Origin of the sequence: Streptomyces sp. NBC_00457, assembly GCF_036014015.1 — a bacterium.
Lineage (GTDB): Bacteria > Actinomycetota > Actinomycetes > Streptomycetales > Streptomycetaceae > Streptomyces.
In genome coordinates, this window is the sequence record NZ_CP107905.1 from 1,703,932 (window position 1) to 1,721,387 (window position 17,456).

General features: G+C 71.2%; 18 protein-coding genes. 3 read left to right on the top strand and 15 right to left on the bottom strand.

Going from position 1 to position 17,456, the window contains the following annotated elements; all coding sequences use genetic code 11:
- Positions 1 to 22 precede the first annotated feature (22 nt).
- Entirely contained in the window at positions 23 to 340 is a 318-nt protein-coding gene (locus OG828_RS07930; RefSeq protein WP_328500617.1) for a putative quinol monooxygenase, read from the bottom strand.
- 145 nt (positions 341 to 485) lie between these two features.
- On the opposite strand from OG828_RS07930, the gene OG828_RS07935 reads away from it, so the two are divergent.
- Both OG828_RS07935 and OG828_RS07940 read left to right on the top strand, forming a co-directional pair.
- Entirely contained in the window at positions 486 to 1,391 is a 906-nt protein-coding gene (locus tag OG828_RS07935; RefSeq protein WP_328500618.1) for an AraC family transcriptional regulator, read from the top strand.
- 156 nt (positions 1,392 to 1,547) lie between these two features.
- Entirely contained in the window at positions 1,548 to 2,297 is a 750-nt protein-coding gene (locus tag OG828_RS07940; RefSeq protein WP_328500619.1) for an SDR family oxidoreductase, read from the top strand.
- A gap of 58 nt (positions 2,298 to 2,355) precedes the next feature.
- On the opposite strand, the gene OG828_RS07945 is transcribed toward OG828_RS07940, so the two are convergent.
- Both OG828_RS07945 and OG828_RS07950 read right to left on the bottom strand, forming a co-directional pair.
- The gene (locus OG828_RS07945) at positions 2,356 to 3,078 is read right to left on the bottom strand and encodes a dienelactone hydrolase family protein (RefSeq protein WP_328500620.1); all 723 of its coding nucleotides are present in this window, start codon (positions 3,076 to 3,078) and stop codon (positions 2,356 to 2,358) included.
- A 174-nt stretch (positions 3,079 to 3,252) separates the two neighbouring features.
- Entirely contained in the window at positions 3,253 to 3,756 is a 504-nt protein-coding gene (locus OG828_RS07950) for a pyridoxamine 5'-phosphate oxidase family protein (protein ID WP_328500621.1), read from the bottom strand.
- Between the two features lie 169 nt (positions 3,757 to 3,925).
- On the opposite strand from OG828_RS07950, the gene OG828_RS07955 reads away from it, so the two are divergent.
- Complete coding sequence (locus OG828_RS07955) at positions 3,926 to 4,609, top strand: phosphatase PAP2 family protein (RefSeq protein WP_328500622.1); 684 nt, start codon at positions 3,926 to 3,928, stop codon at positions 4,607 to 4,609.
- A 23-nt stretch (positions 4,610 to 4,632) separates the two neighbouring features.
- Here the strand turns inward: OG828_RS07955 and OG828_RS07960 are convergent, their stop codons facing one another.
- Genes OG828_RS07960 through OG828_RS08015 form a run of 12 tightly spaced genes read right to left on the bottom strand, consistent with a single transcriptional unit; the run spans position 4,633 to position 17,456 of the window.
- Positions 4,633 to 5,958, bottom strand: a complete 1,326-nt coding sequence (locus OG828_RS07960) for a glutamate-1-semialdehyde 2,1-aminomutase (RefSeq protein WP_328500623.1) — start codon at positions 5,956 to 5,958, stop codon at positions 4,633 to 4,635.
- A 7-nt stretch (positions 5,959 to 5,965) separates the two neighbouring features.
- A complete protein-coding gene (gene rfbC / locus OG828_RS07965) occupies positions 5,966 to 6,517 on the bottom strand; it encodes a dTDP-4-dehydrorhamnose 3,5-epimerase (RefSeq protein WP_328500624.1) in 552 nt (183 codons plus the stop codon).
- Entirely contained in the window at positions 6,514 to 7,746 is a 1,233-nt protein-coding gene (locus OG828_RS07970) for a polysaccharide pyruvyl transferase family protein (protein ID WP_328437291.1), read from the bottom strand. Before OG828_RS07970 ends, rfbC begins: the two co-directional genes overlap by 4 nt.
- Positions 7,743 to 8,690, bottom strand: coding sequence for a glycosyltransferase family 2 protein (locus OG828_RS07975; RefSeq protein ID WP_328500625.1), 948 nt, complete (start codon positions 8,688 to 8,690; stop codon positions 7,743 to 7,745). The genes OG828_RS07970 and OG828_RS07975 overlap by 4 nt, the downstream gene beginning before the upstream one ends.
- Complete coding sequence (locus OG828_RS07980) at positions 8,687 to 9,976, bottom strand: hypothetical protein (protein ID WP_328371645.1); 1,290 nt, start codon at positions 9,974 to 9,976, stop codon at positions 8,687 to 8,689. The genes OG828_RS07975 and OG828_RS07980 overlap by 4 nt, the downstream gene beginning before the upstream one ends.
- Before the next feature lie 5 nt (positions 9,977 to 9,981).
- A complete protein-coding gene (locus OG828_RS07985; RefSeq protein ID WP_328500626.1) occupies positions 9,982 to 11,265 on the bottom strand; it encodes a DUF4910 domain-containing protein in 1,284 nt (427 codons plus the stop codon).
- Positions 11,253 to 12,278: an NAD-dependent epimerase/dehydratase family protein gene (locus tag OG828_RS07990; protein WP_328500627.1), complete on the bottom strand. Its 1,026-nt coding sequence runs from the start codon at positions 12,276 to 12,278 to the stop codon at positions 11,253 to 11,255. The genes OG828_RS07985 and OG828_RS07990 overlap by 13 nt, the downstream gene beginning before the upstream one ends.
- 3 nt (positions 12,279 to 12,281) lie before the next feature.
- Entirely contained in the window at positions 12,282 to 12,929 is a 648-nt protein-coding gene (locus OG828_RS07995) for a PIG-L deacetylase family protein (protein ID WP_328500628.1), read from the bottom strand.
- The gene (locus tag OG828_RS08000) at positions 12,926 to 13,720 is read right to left on the bottom strand and encodes a glucose-1-phosphate cytidylyltransferase (RefSeq protein ID WP_328500629.1); all 795 of its coding nucleotides are present in this window, start codon (positions 13,718 to 13,720) and stop codon (positions 12,926 to 12,928) included. The genes OG828_RS07995 and OG828_RS08000 overlap by 4 nt, the downstream gene beginning before the upstream one ends.
- Complete coding sequence (locus tag OG828_RS08005) at positions 13,717 to 14,976, bottom strand: class I SAM-dependent methyltransferase (protein ID WP_328500630.1); 1,260 nt, start codon at positions 14,974 to 14,976, stop codon at positions 13,717 to 13,719. The genes OG828_RS08000 and OG828_RS08005 overlap by 4 nt, the downstream gene beginning before the upstream one ends.
- On the bottom strand, positions 14,977 to 16,197 hold the full coding sequence (locus OG828_RS08010; RefSeq protein ID WP_328500631.1) for a glycosyltransferase: 1,221 nt from the start codon (positions 16,195 to 16,197) through the stop codon (positions 14,977 to 14,979). It lies immediately after the preceding gene.
- 2 nt (positions 16,198 to 16,199) lie between these two features.
- Entirely contained in the window at positions 16,200 to 17,456 is a 1,257-nt protein-coding gene (locus tag OG828_RS08015; protein ID WP_328500632.1) for an O-antigen ligase family protein, read from the bottom strand.

Below are 17,456 nucleotides of genomic sequence, written 5' to 3' on the forward strand. Positions count from 1 at the left end.
GTCCGTGTTCGATCCGCGGGCTTCAGAGAGCGGCCTTGCCGCGGACCGGGACGTAGTCGGTGAACTCGGATTCCTTGGCCAGCAGCCCGTCGATCCGCGCCACGATGGCCTGGGCGGCCTCGCCGGCGAAGATCCGGTGGTGGTCCTCCTCACTGGTCCAGCCCTCGGTGACGTGGACGACGTCGGGGTCGGACGCGGAACGGGAGACCAGGTAGACGACGCAGTGTTCGCTCGCGCCGGGGCTGCCCTCGTTCAGGCCGGTCAGCAGCAGGTCGACCAGCCGGTCGCCCATTCCGGGCCTGGCGGTCAGGGTGGCGTTGAAGCCATAGGTGGCGTTCATGGCTGCCTTCTTTCTCGGTGAGGGAGTGAAGTGATTCCATTGAACGCCGCTGACCTGCGGAAACGTTAGAACAATGCTCGTCGGCGCTTGCACGATCCTCGCAGCCACGGGAGACCGGACGCGGGGATGGTGCTGCAATGGACGCATGCACCTCGAAGAGCTCCGCACCCTGCTGGCCCGGCACGCCCGCCCCGACTGGACCACCGCCATCGACGGCGTCCTCATCTCGAAGGTCGACCGGCCGGATCCGCCGGCACCCTCCATGTCCGGCACGGTGCTCGCGGTCATCGCCCAGGGCGCCAAACGCCTCGCACTGGGCGACCGGGTCTACGAATACGGCGCCGGGCAGTATCTGGTCGCATCCGTGGACCTGCCCGTCACGGGGCAGTTCACCCAGGTCGAACCCGAGCGACCCGCCCTCGGCTTCGGCCTGACCCTGGAGCCGTCCGCCGTGGCCGAACTGCTGCTGCGGGCCGGCCCCGGCGACCTCCCCCGCGCCGACTCAGGCGTGCCATCGGGCATCGCCGTCAGCGACGCGTCAGCCCCGCTGCTCGACGCGGCGGTCCGGCTGCTGCGCCTGCTCGACGAACCTCGCGACCGGGCCGTACTGGCCCCGCTGGTCAAGCGCGAGATCCTGTGGCGCCTGATCACCAGCGAGCAGGGGGCGACGGTTCGCCAACTGGGCCTGGCCGACAGCGGCCTCAGCCATGTCTCCCGCGCCGTGCGCTGGATCCGCGAGCACTACGCGCAGCCCTTCCGGGTCGAGGACGTGGCACGCATGTCCGGCATGAGCGTCTCCGCCTTCTACCGCAACTTCCAGGCGGTCACCGCGATGAGCCCCATCCAGTTCCAGAAGCAGATCCGGCTGCAGGAGGCCAGGCTGCTGCTCGCCACCCACCCGGGCGATGTCACCGGCGTCGGCCGGCGCGTCGGCTATGACAACCCCTCACAGTTCAGCCGGGAGTACCGCCGCCAGTTCGGGGCTCCCCCGAGCCAGGATGCGGCCCGCCTGCGCGACACCGCACGCAGTCCCGTGAGCGTCATCCCTTGAGCGGGCTGGGTGATGGAAGAGGATCATGCAAGGCAGGGCGAGGATAGGTCTACTGTCAACGCAGGTCAGAGCGATTCAATGGGGTCATCGGTTCTTCCGCGGAGCAGGAAAATGCTTGTCCCTCCGCGGACCCCACCACATCGCAAAGGACCCAGCATGAAGACCGTTCTGATCACTGGCACGTCGTCCGGCTACGGGCGGGCGACCGCCCTCCACTTCCACGCGCAGGGGTGGAACGTCATCGCCACCATGCGCACCCCGCGTCCGGACGTCCTCCCCGAGTCGGACCGGCTCCGCATCGTCGAACTCGACGTGACCGAGCCCGAGTCCATCACCGCCGCGTTCGAGGCGGCGGGGCCCGTCGACGCCCTGGTCAACAACGCGGGCGTGCCCTCGATCAGCGTGTTCGAGGGCACGCCCATGGCCCGTGTACGGGAGGTGTTCGAGACCAACACCTTCGGTGTGATGGCGACGACGCAGGCGGTACTGCCCCGGTTCCGGGAGCGGGGTTCCGGCGTGGTGGTCAACGTGACCTCCAGCGTGGTGCTGGGACACATGCCGCTCTCGGCCGTCTACAAGGCGAGCAAGATGGCCATCGAGGGGTTCACCGCGTCCCTCGCGCTCGAACTCGCGCCGTTCGGTGTGCGGGCGAAGACGGTCGCGCCGGGCGCCTGCCTGACCACGAACTTCGCAGCCAACGCGACGAACGGCGCCTCGCTGGACCAACTGGTCCCGGCGCCCTACGCGGCGTTCGCGAAGAAGGCCATGGACGGCTTCATGGGCCAGGACGTCTTCACCGAGGAGAGCGACGTCGCCGAGACGGTCTGGCGGGCCGTGCACGACACGACCGGCCAGCTCCGCTTCCCAGCCGGCCGCGACGCGGTCTGGCTCGCCCAGGCGAAGTGACCGACCAGCGGGCAAGGTGACACCGCCTACCGGCTGTTGCCCGCCAGACGGCCCGGCCTCACTTCAGGTGCCGGTCGTAGAACCGGTCCCCGTCCTCCCTCTCGAACCACGGGGTACCGAGGTGTCCGCCCAGATTGGCGTGCAGCGTCTTCTCCTTGCTGCCGAAGGCGTCGAAGAGGTCCAGGGCCCGTTGCCGGGGGTTCCCTTCGTCGTCCCACTGCAGCAGCATCAGCAGCGGAATGGTGACCTGCCGGGCCTCCTCGCGCTGGGCGCGGGGCACGTAACCCCCGGCGAAGAAACCGGCGGCCGCGATGCGCGGCTCGGCCACCGCAAGGCGGATGCCGAGGGCGGTCCACCCCGAGTACCCGACCGGACCGCCGATCTCGGGCAGTGCGAGGAGGGCGTCCAGGGTGGTCCGCCATTCCGGTACCGCCTTTTCGACCAGGGGGCCGACGACGGACTCGAAGATCTCGTCGACCGGCTCGCCGGCCTGCATCGCCCGGCGGAGGTCGGCGCGGGCCTGCTCGTCGGCGGCGGAGCGGGGTCGGTCACCGCACCCGACGGCGTCGATGGTGGCCACCGCGTAGCCGTACGCCGCGGTGAGCCGGGCCCGGGCCACCAGCCGGGCATCCCGCTTGGGCAGGCCGTTGTTGTGGGCCATCAGGATCAGCGGGGCCGGTGCGGCGGATTCGGGCGTCCACAGGGTGCCGGGGATCTCGCCGAGGGTGAATTCGCGTTCGAGGACGCCGTCGTCGAGACGCTGTTCGGAAGTGAATCGCATGGTCGTGCCTTTCGGGAGTGCTCGTGAACGGCGCTCCCGGACGACCTGCCTATCGCCCGACCGTGACCCCGGAGGGAAGCACCCATGTCGATACGTTCACGGGTACCACCTCCTCGTTCTCTCGCACGGCCTCCGGAAAAGTAGCAGTGGCCGCCTTGGTCCACCAACAGGTTTTCAGTGGCTCTGCCGCTGACGTTCCGCACGCCGCTGGATGAGTTCCTCGACGGCGCTGGGCAAGGTCGTCTCGAAGTCGATCAGCTTCGCCCACGTCGGCGTCATCACGATGCGGACCATGCCGTCGTAGAGCGAGCGGACCTCGGCCTCCCACTCGACCCGTTGCTCGGCCGTCATCGTGTACGAGCCGTTCATCTCGAGGTACTCCTCGGGAATGCCGTCCACGTCGTCGAGTTCGACGGTGCCGCGGACGAGCAGGATCTTGGGCGGGTGCACCTCGGTGTCGATCGTGAGGGCGACGGCCGGGTTGTGACGGAGCGAAGCCAGCTTCGGGGCGTTCCTCGACGTGCACATCACGATCTCCTTGCCGTTCCAGGAGAAGGCGATCGGGATGTTCCGCGGTGTCCCGTCCTTGGCCACGTAGGCCAGGCGGCAGAGGTCACGGGCCAGCAGCTCCTGGCTCAGCGGGCGATCGAGGATCTCGGTGACCTGGTCGTTCGTCATGGTGGGCCTCCTGGGGTCGGGCGACCAGGGTGGTCGCTTCTGGCCCTGGGACGGAGTCATCACGCCGTTCTCGACATCCTCGGTGGTCAGCGAGACCGATATGGCCGTATGTCTCCGTGGAGGTTGGTTAGGGTTGCACACACCGGTGACACGATGGGGGGGGCTCGCGTTGGATCGCCTGCTGCCCCCGTCCTTGCGCGCGTGGCTGGGGCTGATCGCGGCCCTCGCCGCTCTGGTGGTCGTCGGGGTCGGAGGCTTGTACGCCGACCAGGGCGAGCCCGGCCGGGTGGACAGGTGGATCATCGAGCCGACGGCGGACAGCGTGCGGCCGCCGTGGCGGTACGTCGCTCTGACCATCGACTTCCTGGGGGAGCCCGCCGGAGCGGCGATGCTGGTCGTGGCCGCCGTGACGGGGTGCCTGCTGCTTCGGCGTCCTCGTGCGGCGGTGCTCGTCGTGGTCGGCGTCGGTGTGACCGTGGGGACGGCGAGGCTGCTCAAGCACCTGGTGGGACGCACCATCCACGGCCCCGGCAACCTGTCCTACCCGAGCGGGCACACCGCCTTCCTCACCGCGCTCGCCCTGGTGGCCGCGCTGCTCGCGACCGGTCGGCTCGGCCTCGGCAGGACGGCCGGCACATCACTCGTGATGGGAGCGCCGCTGGTGGCCGGCGGCGCCATGGGCTGGGCGCAGGTCGCGCTGGGCGCGCACTACCCGACCGACGTCCTCGGCGGCTGGTGCACCGCGCTGGCGGTGATTCCGGCGACCGCGTGGCTGGTCGACCGGATCGCCGACCGGCAGGCCGACCGGCAGGCCGACCGTCTGGCCGACGCCGGTCGGCAGGCGCGTCGCTGACGGCACGTCATGTCACCGTCGCGTCATGCCAAGCGGCGGAATACCGGCTTCACCGGCCGCCCGCCCACCCAGGGAGTGGGGTCGCCGGCGTCAAGTGCCTTCCGGTACACGGCACATGCCTGGGCCACCACCGCCACGGTGTGGTCGATGTCGGCCTCGCTGAGCGCGCTGCTCACCACGAACGACGGGGCCAGTACCCCGCCCGCGAGGAGTTGGCGCAGGAACAGGGTGCGGTACGGCTGCGACGGCTGCCGGTTCTCGTCGAGGGTGGCGAAGACCAGGTTGCTGGCCCGGCCCCGGACGACGACGTGGTCTCCGACGCCCATGCTCGCCGCGGCGTCCCGGACACCGGCCGCCAACCGCTCGCCGAGGGCGTGCAGTTGTGCGGTGATGCCCTCCTCGACGTAGGTGGTCTGCACGGCCATCGCGGCGGCCAGGGAGTGCGTTTCCGCACCGTGCGTGGTGGACAGCAGGAACACCCGCTCGCCGGAGTGACGCAGCCCGCCCCGCTCCATCAGCTCGCGGCGCCCGGCGAGCGCGGAGACGGCGAACCCGTTGCCCAGCGCCTTGCCGAACGTGGAGAGGTCGGGGACGACGCCGTACAGGCCCTGGGCGCCCGCCTCGGACCAGCGGAGGCCGGTGATCATCTCGTCGAAGATCAGGACGCAGCCGTACCGGTCCGCCAGCTCACGCAGCCCGGCGAGGTAGCCGGGCGGCGGCTCGATGTGGCCGGCGGGTTCGAGGATCAGGCAGGCGATCTCGCCGACGTACCGGTTGAGCAGCGCCTCCGTGGCGGCAAGGTCCCCGTACGGGAACGCCACGGTGAGCTCGGTGGTCGCCGCCGGAATACCGGCGGACATCGGCGTCGTACCGATGAACCAGTCGTCGACGGAGAAGAACGGGTGGTCGCCGCAGATGGCCACCCGTGGGCGCCCGGTGACGGCGCGGGCCAGGCGGACCGCGGCGGTGGTGACGTCGGAGCCGTTCTTCGCGAACTTCACCATCTCGGCGGTCGGCACCGTGGCCAGGAAGCGTTCCGCGGCCTCGACCTCCACGATGGACGGCCTCACGAAGTTGCTGCCGCGGTCGAGTTCCCGCCGGGCCGCCTCGGTCACGCGGGGGTGGGCGTGGCCGAGGCTGACCGACCGCAGGCCTGAGCCGTACTCGATGTAGCGGTTGCCGTCGATGTCCCACACATGGGCACCGTGGCCGTGGCTGATGACCGGGGCCAGGTGCTCGGGGTACTGGTCGTCGCCCTTGGCGTAGGTGTGCGCGCCGCCGGGGATCATGGCGTGCAGCCGCTCGTTCGCCTGCCGCGACCGGGGCAGTCGGAATTCTTCGGTGTCCACGACGACCTCAACTCTCCCTGTGCTTGAGGACGTCGGCGAGGCTCGGCGCCTCCCGGTCCCGCTGAGACATCGAAGTGACCGGCAGCGGCCAGGGGATGGCGAGCTCCGGGTCGTCGAAGGCGATCGTCACGTCCTCGGCCGGATCGTGCGGGCGGTCGATCCGGTACGAGGTGTCGGCGGTCTCGGTGAGCGCCTGGAAGCCGTGCGCGCAGCCCGCCGGGATGTACAGGGTCGTCTGGGTCTCGCCGGACAGTTCGAAGAACGCCCGGCCCAGGTACGTCGGCGAGTCGGGCCGCAGGTCCACGACGACGTCGAAGATCTTCCCGTACGAGCAGCGCACCAGCTTGGCCTCGCCGGCACCGGAACGCAGGTGCAGGCCGCGCAGCACGCCCCGGACCGAGCGGGACAGGCTGTCCTGGACGAAGGCGTTCGGGTCGAGGCCCACCGAGCGGACCACGTCGGCGTCGAAGGTGCGGCAGAAGAAGCCGCGCTCGTCGGCGTACGGCGTCGGCTCGAAGAGGTACGCGCCGGCGATCTCCGGGACTTCGATCGCTTTCATGGAGTCTCCTGCGTGGTGTGGGTGCGGCCGGCCGGCGGGAACAGGGCCGTGGTCAAGGCGGTGAACTGGTCCTCGACGCGCCGGGCGGCGTCCTCGTTCCGCTCCGGGAGGGTCCGCCGCAGCTCCGCCGATCGCTGTTCCAGCTCCCGGAACTGCTCGAGCAGCCTGTCGGCGTCGACCTCGCGCGCCGGGTGGCAGTACGCGCCGAGTCCCATCTGGGCCATGAGATCGTCGCTCTTCTCCGAATAGCTGACGGCGAGCGTCGGCGTGCCGACCTTCAGCGCGCAGACCAGGTTGTGGTAGCGGGTCGCCACCACGGTGTCGGCGGCCGCCGCCTCCTTCATCAGGTCGGCGAGCGAGGCCGCCTCGGCGGCGGTGACCAGCGGCGAGTCCACCGCGTCGAGGACCGCGGCGGCCACCGGCCGGTCGAGCTCGTCCCCGGTGAGCAGCCGGACCGGCCGGCCGTCCTCGACCAGCGCGCGGACGAACCGGATCGTCCCGTCGAGGTAGCGCCGGTGGATCTCCTCGGCCCGTGCACGCTCGTCGTTGCTGCCGTGCCAGGCCATGACGCCGACGCAGACCGGGCCCGGCGGGCCCGAGGGCGTGCTCGCCCGCGGCGCCGGCAGCGAAAAGGCGAGGTCCGGATAGACCTCGTCGCGCGCGGTGGCCACGCCCATCGCCCGTATCGCGTCGCGGGAGTGGGCGCCCCGGAACGACCGGTACGCGGCCAGCCGCGCCGACCAGCGCACCAGGGTCCGGGTCGCCCGGTCGCCGATCTCGGAGGCGCCGACGCTGACCAGTGCGACCCGGGTGCGCAGCAGCCGGCCGCTCGCGCAGAGCAGGAACAGCGAGTACGGGAAGCCCCACGGCCGCAGCGGCAGCGTGGTCTCCAGGACGCCCGTGCCCGGCACGATCACCACGTCGTGCCGGCGCACCCAAGCGGCGGTGCGGACGGCGTCGACGAGCTTGCCCAGACCCTTCGTCGCGATGGCGACGACACTCGAAGCGGTCCGGTACTCACCGCGGTTCCAGTTCATCCGCGCCGCGGGGATCCCGTACCGGGCCGTGATGACCTCGGGCCCGCCGCACAGCGCGTCCACGACCGCCTCCGGGTGCTCGGTGCGCAGGTACCCGAGGATGGCCTCCAGTGACGCGTCGTTGCCGGAGTTGCCGGCGCCGAACAGGCCGAACAGGCCGACGCGCACCTGAGTTCTGTTCGTCGAGGTCATGCCTGCCTCCCCTCCCGGCCGGCGACGATCGCGTCGACGGAGACCGTGAGCCCGCCCGGGTCGACCGGGGCGCGGTCCTCGACCCGCTCGCCCGCACCCGGCCGGGTGCGGCTGGTCATCCACGCGGCCAGGTGGCGGTAGCACGCGCGCCGGTCGGCCGGGGACAACGGCGCCCGCCGGATCGCCGAGACGAAGCCCCAGACGTACTCGGCGAGCAGCCGGGGCGTCGGATGCAGCGGGCCGGCCCGGCGCGGGTCCAGATTGACGCACCGGGAGCGCTTGGAGGGGTTCGCCCGCTCGGCGCGGGTGGGGTGGTCGCGACGGAAGTACAGCAGCTCCGGCACCTGGTGGAAGGGCCCGTGCAGGGTGATCTCGGCGACGAACGTGCGGTCCGCGTGGTGGTAGCTGTCGTGCGGCTTCACCCGGCGCAGCACGTCGGCTCGCATCACCCCGTAGAAGTCGTCGCCACCGGGCTCGAACAGCAGGCTGCGGAAGCGCTCCGGCGCGTGCGGCGAGTCGGTGGCCAGCCCGTACTCGTACGGGACCGTCACCTGGCCGTCGCCGTCGATGACCGCCTGGCCGCTGTGCGCGAGGACCATGTCCGGCCGCTCGTCCAGCGCCTGAACGCAGCGCCGCAGCAGGTCCCGGGCGTACAGGTCGTCGTGCGAGGCCCACTTGAACAGCTCGCTCCGGCACTCGGTGAACACGTAGTTGTGGTTCGGTGCGGCGCCGATGTTCCGGGGCAGCCGGAGATAGCGGATACGCGAGTCCTTCGCGGCGTACCGGCGGCAGATGTCCTGGGTTCCGTCGGTCGAGGCGTTGTCGGAGATGACCAGCTCGAAGTCCTCGTAGGTCTGGCCGAGCAGGGCATCGAGCGACTCGGCGAGGTACTCCTCCCCGTTGTACACGGGCAGGCCGATGCTGAGCCGGGGATGGCGGGTCATGTGGTCCTCTCTTCGCTGATGGTGTTGTGCCGGTGCTCGCGCAGGGCGGACCGCAGCTGCAGCCACCACAGGACCGAGGCGCCGAGGTTCGCGGCGGCGACGCCCCAGGCCGAGCCGGCCGTGCCGGCCACGGCCGCACCGCCGACCCCGCCGCCGACGTAGCAGGCGGAGGCGAACAGTTGGCAGCGCAGGCTGCGCCGGGCGGCGGCGAGCGCGCGGAGCCCGGCCGCCGCGCCGACGCCGAGGCCGGCGCCCGCGACGCCGAGCGAGATGGGCACGATGAGCTCGGAGGACGGGTACCAGACGCTGCCGAGCACGTGCTCGCCGAGACGGTCCGGCACCAGCAGCAGCGCGGTGCCCCAGAGCACTGCGGCGGCGGCCAGCCCGGCGCCGAGCAGGAGGCAGAACCTGCCCAGTTGATGCGGGGCCTGCCGCAGCACCCGTGCCGCCTCCGGGACGGTGACCAGCGAAAGACCCATCAGCACGGCGAGGAACGGGCCCATCAGGAGCTCCGCGCCCCGGACCACACCCACCGCGCTCACCGCGACGACCAGGCCGAGCCCGTACGCCCGCAGCAGGCTCGCGCCGCTGACGCCGACGTTCTCGAGCAGGTATCGGTAGCCGAGGTCGCGCTGCTCGCGAAGCCAGGCGCGCGCCCGGGTCGGCCGGGGCAGGATGCCGGACTGGACGCAGCCGTACCCCGCGGCCACCGCCGCCGACCCGCCCCAGGCGAGCACGAAAGCGGTCACGGTGCCCACGCGGGCGGCCGCCACCAGGGCCGGGATCAGCGCAGCGCCCCACACGAGGTCGTTGACGAACGCCTTCCGCCCGGCGCCCGCGGCGAAGAACGAGAACCGCCAGGCGTCCTGCAGCAGCAGTCCCGGCATTACCACGCCGAGGCCGACGAACGCGGCGCCCATGCTGCCGCCGAGCCCCAGCCCGACCACGACGGACGCCACGCCGATGACACCGCCGACGCCGAGCGCGGTACCCGTCGACCGGGTCGTCGCCGCGCGCCAGGACGGCTCCGGCACACCGCTGAAGCGCACCACGAGCGGGTCGGTGGCCAGTCCGCGGGAGACGTTGAGCACCACGCCGTAGGTCACCCAGGCCAGGCTGAACACGCCGAACGCGGCCAGCCCGAGCGAGCGTGCCACGTACATGCCCACCACGAAGTTGCTGATGCTGGAGACCGCCTGGTCGGCCAGTCCCCAGGACAGCCGGCCGGCGAGGGCCCGCCGGGCGGATCCGGCCGGTCGCGCCGTCTGCTCCCCCTTGGTGGTCATCGGCGTCATGTCTTGATCAGCCCGGCTCCGTGCAGGGCGTCGGCCGCGGAGGCGACGGTGCCGAACGGCAGCCCGGACCGCTCGGCGACGTCCAGCAGGCTGTGGTCGCCGTCGGACAGGTTGAGGACCCAGAGCATGGCCATCTGGGCCTGCTTGGTGTCGCTGCGGCCGCCGAGCGCGTCGTACAGCCCGCGCCGGCCCAACTGCGGTTCGCCGTAAGGGCTGAGGTTGACGTACTGCCGGTTGCGGTCGAGGACTGCGGACGCCTCGCGGCAGACCGCGAGGGTGTCCGCCATCGCCTCCGGGGAGACGAAGTCCAGATTGTCCGCCGAGGTGTGGTATTCGGGGTAGCCGGCGTACGGGGTCCGGGTGAGCGAGCCCACGCCCAGGTCGAACCCGGGCGAGCAGTACTGCCGCTCGTCGTAGCCGTACGGCGTGAACTCCTTGACCTGGTGCGGGCGTTCGGAGGCGGCCAGCACGTGCCGCATCACCCGGTCGATCTCCGCGTCGCCGCGCCTGCTCTGCTTGTACGTCAGGTGGCCCGAGTCTCCGGCGCAGGCCAACACCAGGCCGTGCTTGACTCGCTCCACCCGCTCCGCGTTGCGGGCCAGCCAGGTGATCGCTCCGATGGTGCCGGGGGCGAAGATGAACCGGTAGGTGTAGTACGGCGTTTGCCGGGCCAGCTCCCGGGCCAGGAACGTCGCCACGGCGATGCCGGCCAGGTTGTCGTTGGCCAGCGACGGGTGGCAGACGTGGCAGGAGACGATCACCTCGTCCTGGACCTGCCCGGGGACGACATGCTCGGCGTAGGTGAGGTGGCCGTCCGCGAGCGTGGAGTCGATGCGCACCTCGTAGTCGCCGTCCGGCATCGCGTCCAAGGTCTCCTGGGCCAGGCAGAATCCCCATTCCGGCTTGTAGTAACTGGTGCGGTACGGCACCCAGGCCGGGTGGTCCGGCAGGGTGTGCAGGTGTTCGCGCAGCTCGGCCAGCGGCATGGTCGTCGCCACCGGCACGCTGTAGCCGAGCACGTGCAGGCTGGACGCGGCGAAGTCGACGACCCGCTTGCCTGCGCTGTCGGCGATGTACGCGTCGCGGATGTTCCACTCCTGGGGCACGGTCCAGTCGAGCACCTGCGTGCCGGTCGGCACCTCGTGCACCTGCAGCGGGATGTACTCGCCGACGATGTCCAAGGTGGCACGCACGCCGTCGCCCGTGATGCTCCGGCAGAGCGGGTACATCCGCTCCACCAGGGCGTACATCTCCTCGCCGATCTCGGTCACGGGCGCCACCGCAGGGTGTCGTCGACGGTTCCGGCCTCGGACGCCGCGCGCAGCACGGCGAGGCGGGTGAAGCGTTGCTCGAAGGCCTCGCTGGTCAGGCCGAACTTCTGGTAGGCGTCCGCGAGTTCCAGCGCGCCCTGCTTCACCGTCCACTCGCAGTCGAAGCCGGGTATCGCGGCCCGGAACCGGGAGAAGTCCACCCGGTACGACCGCGGATCGGCGCCGTTCTCCCCGGTGATCACCACCTTCACGCCGGACACCGCCTCGGCGACCTGCTCGGCGATCTGGGCGACCGTGACGTTGTTGATCTCGCTGCCGATGTTGAACGCCCGGTCGTGCACCGCTTCCCGCGGCGCGGCCAGCGCCGCCGTGAAGGCCCGGGCGATGTCGGCTGCGTGCACCAGCGGGCGCCAAGGGGTGCCGTCGGAGAGCACCAGGACCTCGCCGGACAGGAGCGCGTGGCCCACGAGGTTGTTCAGCACGATGTCGGCGCGCAGCCGGGGCGAGTAGCCGAAGGCGGTGGCGTTGCGCATGAACACCGGGGTGAAGTCGCCGTCGGCCAGCGCGTGCAGGTCGTCCTCCACCCGCACCTTGGACTCCGCGTAGGGCGTCACCGGGCGCAGCGGGGCGTCCTCGCCCACCAGGCCGTCGCCGCCGGCGGCGCCGTACACCGAGCAGGTCGACGCGTACAGGAAGCGTCGCACTCCGGCGTCGCGGGCCAGCCGGGCCAGCCGTACGGAGGCGTGGTGATTGATGTCGTAGGTGAGGTCCGGCGCCAGCGATCCCAGCGGGTCGTTGGACAGCGCGGCCAGGTGGATCACGGCCTCCACCCCGGCCACGTGCTCGGCCGTGATGTCACGCAGGTCCACCCGGTGCCCCGGCGGGTCGGCGGGCGTCGGGCCGAGGACGCAGTCGGCGAACAGGCCGGAGTCGAGGCCGACGACCTCGTGCCCGGCGGCCGCGAGGACCGGGGCCATCACGGTGCCCAGGTAGCCCTGGTGTCCGGTCAGCAGTACGCGCAAAGTTCAGTCCCCCAGATCGAGCGTGAGTTTGGTGACGGCGAACGCCTCGGCGTATCGCTCGTGGCATTCGATGCCGCGGATCCGCGCAAGGCCGAGGAAGGCCTCCCGGTCGTACCAGGGCCGGTGCCGCTGCGAGGCGTAGTGCTCCTGCAGGAGCCGCACCTTCTGTTCCGCGATCTCAGGCGACAGCGGCTGGTACGCCCCCATACGGCCGAGATCGCCGTCCCATTTGACGATCTCGTAGCCGAGCACGAGGTGGTCGCGGAACGCGGTGGGTATCAGCTGCGCCAGGCCGCGGTGGTCCTGGTGCGCGTCGTCGGTGCGCGGGGCCAGGATCAGATCCGGGTCGGTCTGTCCGCGCAGCTCCTCGACCGCTGCCTTGGCCTCGTCCCAGTGCACGGGCAGCCGGCCGTCCGGCAGCTTGTGCACGGTCAGCCGCAGGTCGGCGCCCGGGCAGAAGGCGGCGAGCGCGGCCTGCTCCTCCTGCTCGCGCTCACTGCCGCCGCCGGAGAGCACCAGCGCGTCGACACGGATACCCGGGTGCGCGAGGCACAGCGTCAGCAGCGTGCCGCCGGCGCCGATGGCGATGTCGTCGCAGTGTGCGCCCACCGCGACGATCCGGTCCAGGCGCCCGGCGCCGAGCCGGATCACGCGTTCACCCCGGCACTGTCCTGCTCCCACACGGCCCAGGGGCGGTCGCCTCGGGCGTAGGCGGTGTCGAGCGCGGCCCGCTCCTTCACGGTGTCGGTCGGCTTCCAGAAGCCGCGGTGCTGGTGGGCCACCAGCCGCCCCTGCTTGGCGAGTTGGGCGCAGCCGTCGGCGACCAGGTCCCCGTTCTCCGGTATGTGGTCGAAGACCTCCTGGCGGAGCACGAAGTAGCCGCCGTTCTCCCACAGGGGCATGTCGCTCACCGCGGTGATGCCCCCCACCAAGCCGTCCTCGCCCAACTCCACGCAGTGGAAGGAGGATTGCGGCGGCACCACCATCATCGACGCACCGGCGTCGCGCAGGGCGAACTTCTCGATCATCTCCGGCAGCGGGGCGTCGGTGAGCACGTCGGCATAGTTGGCGAGGAACATCTCGTCGCCGTCCAGGTGGTGCCGCACCCGGCGCAGCCGCTCCCCGATCGGTGACTCGATGCCGGTCTGCGCGAACGTGATCGTCCAGTCCGAGATGTCGGTGGACAGCAGCTCGGTCCGCCCGCCGCGCAGCACGAAGTCGTTGGACGTCGTCTCCTCGTAGTTGAGGAAGAAGTCCTTGATGTGGTGGGCCCCGTAGCCGAGGCACAGGATGAACTCCGTGTGCCCGAAGTGCGCGTAGTAGCGCATGACGTGCCAGATCAGCGGTCGCGGGCCGACCATCGCCATCGGCTTGGGGACGTCGTCGGAGGTTCCGTTGCGCATCCGCATCCCGTAACCGCCGCAGAACAGAACGACCTTCATGCTGTGACCTTTCTGGACGCGACCTCGACGATGCTCAGTTCCGGGATGGGAAAGACCAGCCGGCCGCCCCACTCGTGGATGAAGGACAGCTGCTCGACCAGCTCGGCCCGCAGGTTCCATGGCAGGACGAGGACGTAGTCCGGCTTGTCGGCGGCTATCTGCTCGGGCGGCAGGATCGGGATGCGGGTGCCCGGGGTGAACCGGCCGTGCTTGTAGGGGTTGCGGTCGACCGTGTACGGCAGCAGGTCGGGGCGGATGCCGCAGTGGTTGAGCAGCGTGTTGCCCTTGCCCGGAGCGCCGTAGCCGACGACCGTCTCGCCGCGCTCGGCCGCCTCGATGAGGAACTTGAGGAGGTCCCGGCGCACCTTCGCCACCCGGGCGGAGAACTCGGTGTACCCGGACAGCTCCTGCAGCCCGGCGGCCTTCTCCCGGGCCAGTACGTCGGCCACCCGCTCCGTCGGCTCGCCCGCCACCTCGGCCGGCCGGGCCCACAGGCGGATGGAGCCGCCGTGCGTGGGCAGCAACTCGACGTCCACGAGCGCGAGTCCGCCGCTCGCCAGGGCCCGGATCGCGGACGCGACCGTGTAGTACTGGAAGTGCTCGTGGTAGATCGTGTCGTACTGGTTCTCCTCGATCAGGGTCAGCAGGTGCTGCACCTCGATGGAGACCCAGCCGTCGTCGGCGACCAGGGCGCGCAGCCCCTGGGTGAACCCGACCACGTCGGGGATGTGCGCGTACACGTTGTTCGCCACGACCAGGTTGGCCGGGCCGTGCTCGGCGCGCACGGCCGAGCCGGTCTGAGGGCTCAGGAACTCCGTGAGCGTGGGTACGCCCGCCTCGCGCGCCACGGCGCCGACGTTCACCGACGGCTCGACGCCCAGGCAGCGGATCCCCCGGTCCACCACGTGCTTCAGCAGGTATCCGTCGTTGCTCGCGACCTCGACGACGAAGGCGTCGGAGCCGTTGGTGTCGAGACCCACCCGCTGCACCGCGTCGGCGACGAACGTACGCGCGTGCTCCACCCAGGAGGTCGAGTACGAGGAGAAGTACGCGTACTCCTTGAACGTCTCCTCCGGCGTGATCAGCGGCGGGATCTGCGCCAGCCAGCAGTCGGTGCACACCCGCAGGTGCAGCGGGTACGCCGGTTCCGCCTGGTCCAGTTGGTCCGCGGCGAGAAAGCTCTCACACGGTGGCGTCGCCCCGAGATCGACGACGCTCGCCAGCGCCTCCGAGCCGCACAGTCGGCATCGTGTCATCTACTGCCCCCCATTGATTCCGTCCCCCATTGATTCCGACCGACCCGCGATCGCGGTGCGGTACTCCTCCAGCAGGCGCTCCAGCCCGACGGCCGGGCTGAAGTCCCGCTCGTAGCGGCGCCGGGCCGCCTCGCCCATCTCCCGGTTCCGGGCCGGCTCGGCCGCGATCCGGCGTATGCGGGCCGCGAGCGAGGCCGACTCCCCCGGCCGGTGCAGCAGCCCGGTCACCCCGTCCTCGACCAGCTCGACGAAGGCGCCGTGACCGGCGGCGACGGTCGGCACCCCCGCCGCCATCGCCTCCACGACCACCAGGCCGAACGCCTCCAGCCAGGTCGAGGGAGCCACCACGGCGACGGACCGCGCGACGGCCTTCCGGCACTCCGCCGGGTCCAGCAGGCCGACGTAGCGCACGTCGTCCCGGCCGGCCGCCCAGGCGGTCACCTCTCGCTCCAGTGGCCCCGTGCCGGCGATCACGAGCGGCACGCCCACCCCGCCGCTCGCCGCGATCTCGTCCCACGCGGCCATGAGCAGCCGTACGCCCTTGGCCTCCGCGAGCCGGCCGAGATAGAGCAGATGCTCGCCCTCGCCCGCTCGGCGGTCGTCCGGGTCGGGCACGAAGTTGTGCTTCACCGCAAGGCGTTCGGCCGGCATGCCGGCCGCCACCAGGACGTCGCGCTGTGCCGCGGAGATGCAGAAGAACCGCTCGACGCCGGACCACCACCGCCGCCGGTTGACCGACAGGCTGACCGCGAGCGGCACCGTCGCAAGGCGGGAGCCGCGGTAGCAGCCGTGCCGGACGGCGGGCAGCGGCGTCGACCCGACGCACTCGGTGCAGGGCCGGCCGTCCCGCTGCAGCGTGCCGGGCGGGCAGACCTGCGTGTAGTTGTGCAGCGTGGCGACGGCGGGCACCCCGACGTCGGCGCAGGCGGCCAGGACCGCGGGCGACAGGAGCGGGAAGACGTTGTGGACGTGGACCACGTCCGGCCGGTCGGCGCGCAGCCGGGCGGCGAGCTCCGTGCGGACCCCCGGGTTCCACGGCACGAGCAGCGGCACCGCCACCTTGCCGAGCAGGGACCGGGCGGCGATGTCGTCGCTGCGCCGCTCGAACAGGTCGACCCGGTGGCCGGCCGCGCGCAGCAGTTCCACCTCCTGGTCGACGACCTTGTTCTCCCCGCTCGGCTGCGCCGAGGCGTAGCGGTTGTGCACCACGAGGACGTGCATGCTCAGACCACCTCCGATCTACGGGCCCAGCGCGGGACGTGTCGCCGCGGGACTTCGGGTATCGCGAGCGGAGCCGTCGTGGCGGGTGCCGCCAACAGCGAGGCGGCCAGGGCCAGATGCAGCAGATACGGCGAGGCGTCGCCGAGGCCTGCCTCGGTGTACGACGCGATCGCGCAGTAGCCGATCAGGAAGATCGCGCAGGCCCTCTGCAGCGACGGCGGCCGCAGCAACGCGACGCCTCCGAGAACGATGATGATCGCCGACACCAAGGTGACGCCGATCAGACCCTGTTCCTGGTAGACGGCCAGCCAGCTGTTGTCGATCGGCAGCCCGCCGAACGACTTGTCGCCCAGGCCCATGCCGAACACCTTCTCCGCGGTCGTGCGGGGTTCGGCCAGCAGGGCGTCCCAGACCTTGGCGCGGCCGGTGAGGCTGGTGAAGTACTCCTTGCTCTGTCCGCGCAGGAACCATGCCTGGAGCGCGGAGGCGAATCCCACGGCGGCCACCGCGGCGCACAGCACCGTCCACACGAAGAACCGGCGGGCGGCGGCGCTGGTCAGGATGAGCGAACCGATCGCCAGCGCCAGCCCGATGAGCAGACCGATCGTGGCCGTCCGGGTATGGGTCAGGGCGAGCAGGGCGAGTGACGGCACGATGACCACCGCCGCGCTGGTCCGGTCGGTCCGGCGGCCGAGCAGGAGCAGCACGGTGAGCCCGATGATCACCGCGGCGTACTGTCCGATCTGCGGCGGGGTGAGCGGCCACAACGCGCCGACCAGCCGCCCGCCATAGCGCTCGGGCATGGCCGCGCCCGGTGAGATGACCGCGCCGACGGCCACCGTCGCGAGCACCGCGAAGTACGTCCGGATGTGGTGCCGGACGAACGTCAGGCTGCCGTCCCACCAGCGGCTCAGCAGCCACAGCGTGCCGATGAAGAGAGCCAGCCGGGCGCAGCGGAACAGCGCGCCGAACCCGGACTCCAGGGCCACGCTGGAGATCATGCTCGGCACCAGCAGCAGGGTGAGCAGGAACAAGAAAGCGCTCGCTCTGATGCGCAGCCGGGGATTGACCGCGAGCGCCAGCGCGAACGCGGCGACCAGCGAGCCCATGGTGACCAACTGGATGAGGGAGCGGGGCAGCGGGACGATGGTGTCCGCCCCGGTGGAGCCCAGCGTGTTGAGGGCCAGCAGCCCCCAGGCGACCCCGACGATCTTCGGCGTGCCGGCAGGGCGCGGTTCGGCGTCGAACTGTGTCGCCAT